This window comes from Vibrio sp. RW (assembly GCF_027587105.1).
GTDB classification, from domain to species: Bacteria; Pseudomonadota; Gammaproteobacteria; order Enterobacterales; family Vibrionaceae; genus Vibrio; species Vibrio toranzoniae.
On the sequence record NZ_JAPPTM010000014.1, the window covers coordinates 103,258 to 112,868 of the forward strand.

The 9,611-nt window shown below is 43.6% G+C and carries 11 protein-coding genes and 1 tRNA gene; 3 read left to right on the top strand and 9 right to left on the bottom strand.

Annotated features, from left to right (window positions below; translation table 11 throughout):
- Positions 1-114 precede the first annotated feature (114 nt).
- Positions 115-2,193, top strand: a complete 2,079-nt coding sequence (gene mnmC / locus OCT63_RS13870; protein WP_269983896.1) for a bifunctional tRNA (5-methylaminomethyl-2-thiouridine)(34)-methyltransferase MnmD/FAD-dependent 5-carboxymethylaminomethyl-2-thiouridine(34) oxidoreductase MnmC — start codon at positions 115-117, stop codon at positions 2,191-2,193.
- A 131-nt stretch (positions 2,194-2,324) separates the two neighbouring features.
- On the opposite strand, the gene OCT63_RS13875 is transcribed toward mnmC, so the two are convergent.
- From OCT63_RS13875 to OCT63_RS13885, 3 genes are all read right to left on the bottom strand, one after another.
- The gene (locus OCT63_RS13875; protein WP_046222661.1) at positions 2,325-2,846 is read right to left on the bottom strand and encodes an NADPH-dependent FMN reductase; all 522 of its coding nucleotides are present in this window, start codon (positions 2,844-2,846) and stop codon (positions 2,325-2,327) included.
- A 175-nt stretch (positions 2,847-3,021) separates the two neighbouring features.
- Positions 3,022-3,285 (bottom strand): YfcL family protein, encoded by a 264-nt coding sequence (locus tag OCT63_RS13880; RefSeq protein ID WP_017056440.1) that lies wholly within the window; start codon positions 3,283-3,285, stop codon positions 3,022-3,024.
- Between the two features lie 9 nt (positions 3,286-3,294).
- Entirely contained in the window at positions 3,295-3,825 is a 531-nt protein-coding gene (locus OCT63_RS13885; RefSeq protein ID WP_269983897.1) for an elongation factor P hydroxylase, read from the bottom strand.
- A gap of 301 nt (positions 3,826-4,126) precedes the next feature.
- On the opposite strand from OCT63_RS13885, the gene OCT63_RS13890 reads away from it, so the two are divergent.
- The gene (locus OCT63_RS13890) at positions 4,127-4,750 is read left to right on the top strand and encodes a trimeric intracellular cation channel family protein (RefSeq protein ID WP_017056438.1); all 624 of its coding nucleotides are present in this window, start codon (positions 4,127-4,129) and stop codon (positions 4,748-4,750) included.
- 150 nt (positions 4,751-4,900) lie between these two features.
- Here OCT63_RS13890 and aroC read toward each other — a convergent pair whose 3' ends face one another.
- The 6 genes from aroC to OCT63_RS13920 form a co-directional block, all read right to left on the bottom strand.
- Positions 4,901-5,986, bottom strand: a complete 1,086-nt coding sequence (gene aroC / locus OCT63_RS13895) for a chorismate synthase (protein WP_269983898.1) — start codon at positions 5,984-5,986, stop codon at positions 4,901-4,903.
- Positions 5,987-6,257: 271 nt separating this feature from the next.
- Positions 6,258-6,356 (bottom strand) — tRNA-Arg (locus tag OCT63_RS13900).
- 39 nt (positions 6,357-6,395) lie between these two features.
- Positions 6,396-7,013, bottom strand: coding sequence for a hypothetical protein (locus OCT63_RS13905; RefSeq protein WP_269983899.1), 618 nt, complete (start codon positions 7,011-7,013; stop codon positions 6,396-6,398).
- 87 nt (positions 7,014-7,100) lie between these two features.
- A complete protein-coding gene (locus tag OCT63_RS13910) occupies positions 7,101-7,475 on the bottom strand; it encodes a hypothetical protein (RefSeq protein ID WP_269983900.1) in 375 nt (124 codons plus the stop codon).
- Between the two features lie 10 nt (positions 7,476-7,485).
- Positions 7,486-7,689 (bottom strand): hypothetical protein, encoded by a 204-nt coding sequence (locus OCT63_RS13915; RefSeq protein ID WP_269983901.1) that lies wholly within the window; start codon positions 7,687-7,689, stop codon positions 7,486-7,488.
- A 9-nt stretch (positions 7,690-7,698) separates the two neighbouring features.
- Entirely contained in the window at positions 7,699-8,841 is a 1,143-nt protein-coding gene (locus OCT63_RS13920) for a hypothetical protein (protein WP_269983902.1), read from the bottom strand.
- 327 nt (positions 8,842-9,168) lie between these two features.
- On the opposite strand from OCT63_RS13920, the gene OCT63_RS13925 reads away from it, so the two are divergent.
- Positions 9,169-9,611, top strand: a 443-nt coding sequence (locus OCT63_RS13925; RefSeq protein WP_269983903.1) for a hypothetical protein, incomplete at its 3' end; no start/stop codon positions are given.

Below are 9,611 nucleotides of genomic sequence, written 5' to 3' on the forward strand. Positions count from 1 at the left end.
ATTCTAAATTCAGCTAGATGATAACTAAGAAGCCTAACAAAAGTGGTCAGCTTTCCTAGAAATTCGTACAATCCCTACCAACATATCGCTTCAAATCACAAAATGATAGATTTTATGACTTCAATTACTAATGCAGAACTGGAATGGAATGAGTCTGGCACGCCAGTTTCAGACCAATTTGACGACGTTTACTTCTCCAATGTTAACGGTTTAGAAGAAACTCGCTACGTCTTTTTAAAGCAAAACCACCTTCCAGAGCGTTGGGTTGAACATCAACAACGTCGTTTTGTGATTGCTGAAACCGGCTTTGGTACAGGTTTAAACTTTCTTGCTGTGTGGCAGTGGTTCGATACTTTCCTTAAAGATAACCCACAAGCGATTACCAAAGAGTTACATTTCATCAGTTTTGAAAAATATCCTTTAAACAAAGAGGATCTGATCAAAGCGCACCAATCATGGCCAGAATTAGCCGAGTATGCGACGCAACTCCAAGAACATTATCCGATTGCTCTGCCGGAATGTCACCGCATTGTGCTAGGCGACGGTACAATCACGCTTGATTTGTGGTTTGGCGATATTAAAGATTGTATGCCTAACGTACCAACCCCACGTGAAGGTTTGGTTGATGCTTGGTTCTTAGATGGCTTTGCCCCAAGCAAAAACCCAGAGATGTGGAATCAAAACCTATTCGACGGCATGGCCAAGCTGGCCAAGCAAAATTGCAGTTGTGCAACGTTTACTGCTGCTGGTTTTGTTCGACGCGGTTTAATCGAAGCTGGCTTTGCGATGAAGAAGGTTAAAGGCTTTGGCACTAAACGCGAAATGATTGCAGGCCGACTGGGCGAAAAGCATGCTCACACCAACATCAAACCTTGGTATGGCCTATCAGAACACTGCGAATCACAAGACATCGCGATCATTGGTGGTGGCGTTGCCAGTGCTGCGTTGGCTAAAACACTGAGCCGCCGCGGTAAAGACATCACGCTTTATTGCGAGCACCCACAAGCAGCGGGCAATGCCTCAGGCAACAATCAAGGTGCAATTTATCCGTTATTGAGCGAAGCGACCTCAAACGTTTCTCGCGTGTTTGGCCCCGGTTTACTGTTTGCTCGCCAGTTCGTCAATCAGGCGGCGCAATCTATTCAATTTGACCACAGCTGGTGTGGCGTGAACATTCTGATGTGGGATGAAGGTTCAACCAAAAAGCTCAACCGTATGTTGGAAGGTAATTTCCATACAGATCTCATTCAGCGTTTATCGCCAGAACAAGCGAATGAAAAGATTGGCTTACCGGTTGATAAAGAGAGTGTTTACTTTCCATTGGGTGGTTGGTTAAGCCCTATACAACTGACACAAGGCTTGATCGAAAAGTTAGAACATACCAACCAAGTTAGCGCTCACTATCAACATCAAGTGACTCAACTTGAGTGGCTCGAAACTGAACAACAATGGCAACTTACCATTGAGACACCACAAGGTGAGATTCAAACTAAACATGACCAAGTGGTAGTTGCGAACGGCCACAAGTTCACCCAGTTTGAGCAGACTCAGCCTGTACCTCTGACACCAGTTAAAGGCCAAGTGAGCCATATTCCGACCACGGAAAACTTAACCAAGTTAAAAACCGTGTTGTGCTTTGATGGCTACCTAACACCGCAAAATCTAAACAATGGTCATCACTGTATTGGTGCGAACTACGACAAAACCAATATCGACCAAGAGTTTGATATTGAAGTTCAACAGCATAATGGCGAGCGCCTGCACGGATCGCTGCCAGATCAAGCGTGGACAAAAGATATCGACACCAGTGGCAACCTAGCGCGCCAAGGTATCCGAAGCGTAAGCCGTGATCACTTACCATTTGTCGGCAATGTTGGTGATTTTGAATCAATCAAAGCGCAGTACCAAGATCTGCACAACTTTAACCCACAGCGCCACTCGATTGATGGTGTTCAAACGGTAGCAAGTTTCTCTAACCTGTACTGCTTTATAGGGCTGGGTTCGCGCGGCTTAAGCTCTGCTCCATTGCTGGCCGAAGTGTTAGCATCACAAATATGTGGCGATCCGCTACCTTTACCGGTTGATGTGCTTGAAGCGATTCACCCAAGTAGAATGTGGGTGCGCAGGCTGCGTAAAGGTAAGGCATTAACCGCTGGTTGGGTTGCAGACAAACACTCTAGAACAAACCCATAGTTTCTAGTTCAACTATTCTGAACATCTGAAATACCTGAAACTAAAAGCTAAAAAGCCCGAGCGACATTATGTCACTCGGGCTTTTTTATTGTTCTTGTTGATCTAAACAGATGTTCTAAACGGAGCAGTATTTACAGCTTAGCAACCGCGTCTTTGATCTGCTGAGCAATCTCTTCGTTGCTGATAGCGCCGGACTCAAAGTCAAAGTTATCATAGAAATTTGGCACTGATAGTGAAGCTTTCACGTTGCCGCCAAAGAATGATGCAGACCCCGTTGCCGCGCCAAGTACCGTTTGAGCGCCACCAGGGCCAGGAGAAGTTGCTAGGTAAACCGCTGGCTTCTCGCCAAACACTGAACGCTCAATACGTGTTGCCCAATCAAATAGGTTTTTATATGCCGCTGGGTAGTGACCGTTATGTTCGGCAAAAGAGATAACAAACGCATCCGCTTCTGCTAAATCACGCAAGAATGCTTGAGCACCTTCCGCTTGGCCAATCTCTTTTTCAGTGTCTTCACTGAACATAGGAACGTTGTAGTCGTTGATGTTTAGGACTTTTACTTCAGCACCTTCAATCAAGTTAGCTGCGTAAGTTGCTAGAGTTTTGTTGATAGAGGTAGAGCTTGTGCTTGCGCCGAATGCGATAACTTTCATGATGTGACCTTTTATGTAATTCCGTTAAGTGAGCTTAGAATAACGTAGTCGGGAAATGGAACCATCACAAGGATTGAACGGACTCATTCAAAAATTTCGAATGAGTCTCAAATAATTCACGACTCAGCAAAATGAAAAGGAAGGGACTGAGCGGATAATGATAAATAGTTAGCGATTAAGCTTGGTTTTGCAGTTCAACCCAAAGGTCATTAACAATAGTGCGATCTGCAGGCGTTAGTTCAGAGCGAGCGTCATCTAGGCTCTTCTCGATGCGGGCTTTAACTTCAGCCACGTCTTCAATGCCTTCTTCTTCACATGAAGCCACTGAAAGAGAAATATGACCACGTAAGTAACCACCGGCAAACAGTTCGTCCTCTGATGCGTTTTCAATGCGAGCATCAATTACTTCAAGTAGTTTTTCTTCAAATTCGATAATCATAATATTCTCTTATTTCACAATAAATTGGCTAGCACATAAAGGTTCTACATCGTAGAAGCTGCGTAATGCTTCAGAGAGCATTTTTACGCGAGGCGGAAGGCCAACTTCGAAGATCCCCATGACTTCGCTGTGTACTTTATTCATAAAGGCCAAACGATCTGGCTCAAAATCGCCGTGTAGATTGTCACAGCTGACATTAAAAGGAAAGTCTGCGCTCATCGCAATGATCCATTCATACGCTTGTGGGCGAATTTCTACTTTTTCAAACTCAGCTTGAACCGATTCCGTTCGACCATCAGGTTCATACCAATAGCCAAAATCTTCCAGCAACCGACGTTCAGAGCCAGCAACACACCAGTGTGCAATTTCGTGCAAAGCAGAAGCATAAAAACCACGTGCAAAGACAATTCGATGGTGTGGAATAGTGTCATCAGCAGGCAAATAGATCGGCTCATCATCACCTAGCTCTAATTTGGTATTAAAGCTTTCAAAAAAGGTCTGATTAAAAATATCGATAAGGTCTGAGTTTTGGTGCGTCATAAAACTGGCTTAGAATAAAATAAACCCCCGTATTTTGCTCTGTTTTCGCGTCTTGGTAAACCCCATATCAAGCGTAACCTTCCCCGTTCAAGCAAGCCCCGTGATTGCACGCCTGTTTATCTTCAAGGTAGGTAACCTCAAGCTGGTTCAACAGATTACTGGAACTAATCTGAAACGCTCATTCACGGTACAAATATTCATTCGTCAACAAGCATTTTTACTACTACACTCGCGCTTCATTTTTATATCCCTAAGGCCTATAAGACTCGAATTTATAGACCTAAATTATAGAGCTACAGCAATGCTACTAAGTGTTTTGTATATCATTGGCATCACGGCAGAAGCCATGACCGGCGCTCTCAGTGCTGGCAAACAAAAAATGGATTGGTTTGGTGTAATGCTAGTTGCGAGTGCAACGGCAATTGGCGGCGGTACAGTGCGAGACATACTACTCGGCCATTACCCTTTAGGTTGGGTTGAAAATCCAGAATTTTTGGCTATCACTTGTGTCGCTGGCGTCGTCACGACAGGCCTGGCGAAGTGGGTCATCAAGCTAAAAGGCTTGTTCATTCGTTTGGATGCACTAGGCCTAATTGTATTCAGCATCATTGGTACTAAGGTAGCGATGACAATGGGTCTGCACCCAATGATTTGCATGGTATCAGCCTTGGTTACCGGTGTATTTGGTGGCTTATTACGCGACCTTATCTGTCGCCAAACGCCATTGGTTCTGCACGAGGAGTTATATGCCTCTATCGCGCTTATCGCTTCAGGTTTGTACCTAGGTTTACTTGAGTTTGGTATCAACGACGTAACCGCGACCATCGTCACACTTGTGGTTGGTTACTTGCTGCGTATGGCTGCAGTGAGATTCAAATGGCGCTTACCGTCGTTCCAACTTGATTCTGAAAGTTCAGTGCATTAATCGCTTAGAGCCTTGTATTGATAACGCTCATTGATGGTCTCTAACTGGATGAATAATCCTACGAATGTGAAAAAGGGTTGCTTCATTACGAAGCAACCCTTTTTTGTCTCTAGCACATCCGTTTTCTGGTCTGAATGAAAAGAAGCAGAACTAGATTTGTGGTGTCTCTGTTGTCACACCAAAGTTCTGACCGCGATGGCGTAGCAAATGGTCAAGCAGCACGATAGCCAACATTGCTTCTGCAATAGGTACTGCACGGATACCAACACATGGATCGTGACGACCTTTGGTGATTAGCTGCGTTGCTTCACCCTCTTTAGTGATTGTGTCACCAGGAACCGTAATGCTTGATGTCGGCTTAAGCGCGATGCTTGCCACAATATCTTGCCCAGTAGAGATACCACCTAAGATACCGCCAGCATGGTTGCTGCTGAACCCTTCAGGCGTTAATGGATCACGGTGTTCACTACCGCGTTGATTAACCACATCGAAGCCATCACCAATCTCAACACCTTTCACAGCGTTGATGCTCATTAGAGCGTGTGCAATATCGGCATCTAGACGATCAAAGATTGGCTCACCAAGACCCACCGGCACTTTAGTCGCAACCACTTGAATCTTCGCACCGATCGAGTTGCCTTCTTTTAGCAAGTCACGAATCAGTTGATCAAATTCCGGTACTTTGTCGGCATCTGGACAAAAGAAAGCGTTGTTTTCAATCTCGTTCCAATCCACTTTATCAATTGAGATATCACCCATTTGAGAAAGGTAAGCTTGGATTTCAACACCAAATGCTTGTTTAAGATATTTCTTCGCAATAGCACCTGCGGCAACACGCATTGCGGTTTCACGAGCAGAAGAACGACCTCCACCTCGGTAATCACGCACACCGTACTTTTGGTGGTACGTATAGTCGGCGTGGCCAGGACGGAACTTGTCTTTAATTTCGGAATAGTCTTTAGAGCGTTGGTCTGTATTTTCAATCAATAGACCAATAGAAGTTCCCGTAGTTTGGCCGTCAAATACACCGGATAAAATCTTTACTTCATCCGCTTCACGGCGCGCCGTTGTATAGCGAGAAGTACCGGGGCGACGACGATCCAAATCTCTTTGAAGGTCTACTTCAGTAATTTCCAATCCTGGTGGGCACCCATCTACGATACATCCTAGTGCGATACCGTGACTTTCTCCGAACGTGGTCACGCGGAAATGTTGTCCGATACTGTTTCCTGCCATTACTTCCTCTAAATCAGCAATTAATCAGAAGGTGTGATTTTATAAACCCACTGCCTAATTACTTTACTTGTCTATTTTTCATGATTTCATAGTGGCTCTATTACCAAATGATGTAAACCCCAAAAAACGAACAATTTTAACTTTCGATAATATGAGCCAAATGAAATGAATAAGGAAAGAAACAGGATGGCACTTTAACGCGGATGTTTTTATGCTAGGTGAAATGCAAAAAACCCGACAACTCTGAGAGCTATCGGGTTTCTTTAAATAATGGCACGCCCTGAAGGATTCGAACCTTCGACCACATCCTTAGAAGGGACGGCTAGTTCGATTCTGGGGCTTGCTAATATGCTTAACAAAGCACAGTCGTGAGCGTGTAACCTAACAAGACTGTGCCCATTTGGCAAGACTAATGAACTACTGGCTGTTGATATGACGCATCTACCTCTCGTAAATTCGCCACCAACAAATCACGGCATTGCTCAATGATAGAGTCATGCAAATCAAGTTGAATATTACCGTTAATATACTCCTCGTTACAAACTCGTTTCACATTTGAAAGCTTGGCTTTGCTGTAAGCTCGAAGAGCATCAAGTACAGTGTCATGTGTGCCGAAGTAGTGCTGCATACCATCAATGGTACAATAAGCTCGATAGCTCTTTCCATGAAGTGCAACACCTGTGGGTAAACTTCCTCTAATGGCTTTACTATCTCCTAACAAAGAATTAATACGAGCAGGAACAAACCTACAATTCTCTGGTGCGTATTGTTTATTGCCAGCAACTAGCAGATCTTTATCTAACTCAAAATTCAGTACATAGTGCTTATCAAACCACCGTTTAAAACTACTGAATACGAGCCAATCACAGCAAACAGTGCAGCCTTTATAAGTTGGTCGAGTTACATGATACTTAGGGCAGTAGCAACGCTTAAGCATATTTCGCCAGATACGATAAGCTGTTGTGTTCGATGCACCTTTCAAATCATTAATACCTACCCCATGTACAAGCATATTTCTATTGCTCATTTGTAAACCTCCTTAAACAAGAAAGCCCTTGAACAACTAGCTTCAAGGGCAATCAATATTGATAATGTTACGGCACAACTTTATGCCTTAAGTTTCTGCATCTAGCTCTTTGCCTAGTTGCTCTGTCCAAACGTGTTTAGCCTGATCCTCAGTCAATGAAGGAAGCGTACCAGCATAAAGCCAAGTGTCCTCAAAGTTCTGTCCTGTGGCTTGAGCTTTAAAGACTCGGAACAAGTGCTGCTTGTCAGTGCTTGACCAGCCTTCATAATCAATAGCCTTAACCATTGCACCGTAGCATTTACCAGACTTCGCCTTATCATTGATAGGGTGAGCACTTGGCTTAACTACACCATTCTCGACACTGCCGCATAGGTCAGCCCAAGATACCCAAGGTAGCTGAACATCAATTGCATTAGGGCATCGCTGCGCTTCGTACACCGATACATCACCAGTAATACTCATGCTCACCTCCTTAGATTTCAAAGTCTTGATTAGGGACTTTCTGCGATTGTTCCATGCGCTCCCTTGCTCGTTTAAGCCAACCACCATAACTAGGGGCAGATCCAAAGACTGCATCAGGGTCGATAGTAGTGGGGCGAACTTCACCCTTAGCTAATGGCTGATCGCCTTGCCCTTTAACAGTGTGACCAAGTACACCTTTTGATAAATCTAACATGCTACCTCCTTATGCTGATTTAAGTTGTTTGTATTCGTGGAACTCAGCGATAGAAATATCACCTTTCTGCACCTTTGCAGTGAGTACAATCAAACGCTGCTCTCGCTTAAGCTCGTCAGCAAAGCTAGCTTCTAGCTCTGCCTGTTCAGCCTCCTTACGTGCTTCATCTTCTAGGCGTTGTTTCTCTGCAATCTGTACAGCTAGGGCTTGGCGTTCTAACTCCGCTTTCTGGTACAGAACCTTTGAGCAGTTCAATGAAACTACAGCGTAATCTAGAGCGTGATAGCCTTGGTGAACCTTTAGAGCAGAAGCTAGTGACATGACAGCCGCAAGCTCGTTCTTGTGCGTAATACCTGCTAGGTCAGTGAGTACAGAGTCAGACTGAATACATGTAATAGCTAAGATTCGAATTAGATCATTGATGTATGGCTGAAAGTCACGGAGAACAAAATCACCAGCGCCAGTACCATGCATAGATTTGTATAGATTGAATTGCTGCTTATTAATACCGTATCGCTCTCTAAGTGCTTCTACCTTTTGAGGAATAGTGTTAGAAAGTTCTGTGCATCGTGTCTTTGCAAGAACACCAGAGAATCTAGGTTGATTTACTAGGTCGGTATAGTAAACAGGGTTAACTTCCTTTCCCTCATTGGTAGCGGTCAGCAGCGCCACCTCAAGCGGATACTTCTCTCGAAGCATGGCACTGAAAGTGTACTGACAATTGAGGTCACTATCTGGTGTCTCTACTTTTACAAAATTACGTACATCAATTAGGAATCGTAGGAAGTTGTCATAGTCTTCAATGCGTGGGGCTTTAGCCGTTCGAGTGTCCTCGATAGCATTTGCTGATACTCCGTAATCTTTGATATGCATTACGTGATGCTCTACACCTTGAGCCAGTTTACCTAGTAGCTCAAAGCTAGCTTCATCTCGAAGCGCACCTGCAATGAGATGATTTGTTTTGTTCTGGTTAGTAATCATCTCTACCACTTGTATCGGCTCATGCTTAGAAAGCAGATCTTTGATTGTCTCTGTTGGATATGCCTTAAGTAGTGCAGGTACGCTTTCGAACGTTAGCTTTGATACAGCACCCTGTTCAATGCTGGTTAGTGTTTTGATTGTTTGAACTTGGTTGGTTTTTTGATTAGTCATGGCTATCTCCATTAGTAAGACCATCAGCAAGTCCCACACAGCAACGAACGCAACAACGATAACTCGATGCTGTTCTTACTGAATGGTCTTACTAATAGTGTTGCGGTTTGATTTGGACTGTTGGGAAAGTCCGAGTGATTGGTTTGATACGAGAAAATGGTGCTTTGCGATTGATAACTTATACGAACAAAGTGCCGAGCATAGATTGATTGGTGGAATCATATAAATAATGTCACTTACGCTTTATATATTACCTTCCCGTAGTGCATTAACATAGAACATGGGTGTATAATTAAATGCAACACATGACGTAAAGAGCAATCAACATTGAACATCAAACTATATACGGTTCTTATTGCATCAACTCTAAGTGGTTGTGCTGGTACGCTTACTTACACTCAACCACCAAGCGAAAAATTTAGTTTTCCTCCTACGGGAGAAATAACAACAATATCTGTTGGTGAGGATATGTTAAAGCAAGGATTAGTTAAAACTTTGGAAGCAATGGATATAAAACAAGAAGTTTCTGTTTCTCTTGCTACAGCACTACCTAAGACATATATCAACTCTGGTTATGCTGGTAATAATAGAGAACGTTCAGTTTATTTTACAGAAGATGGTAGCTCTGCTTTTTCAGGCGTTTATGAGGGCTTAGACTATATTCTTGTGGATAGAAGCAAAGATATTATTTGCCTTTATGAAAGGCTCTCAGGCGCATTCTTAGAAGCCACTGATTGTAGCAAGCTAGAACCTATTAGCGATAATATTGA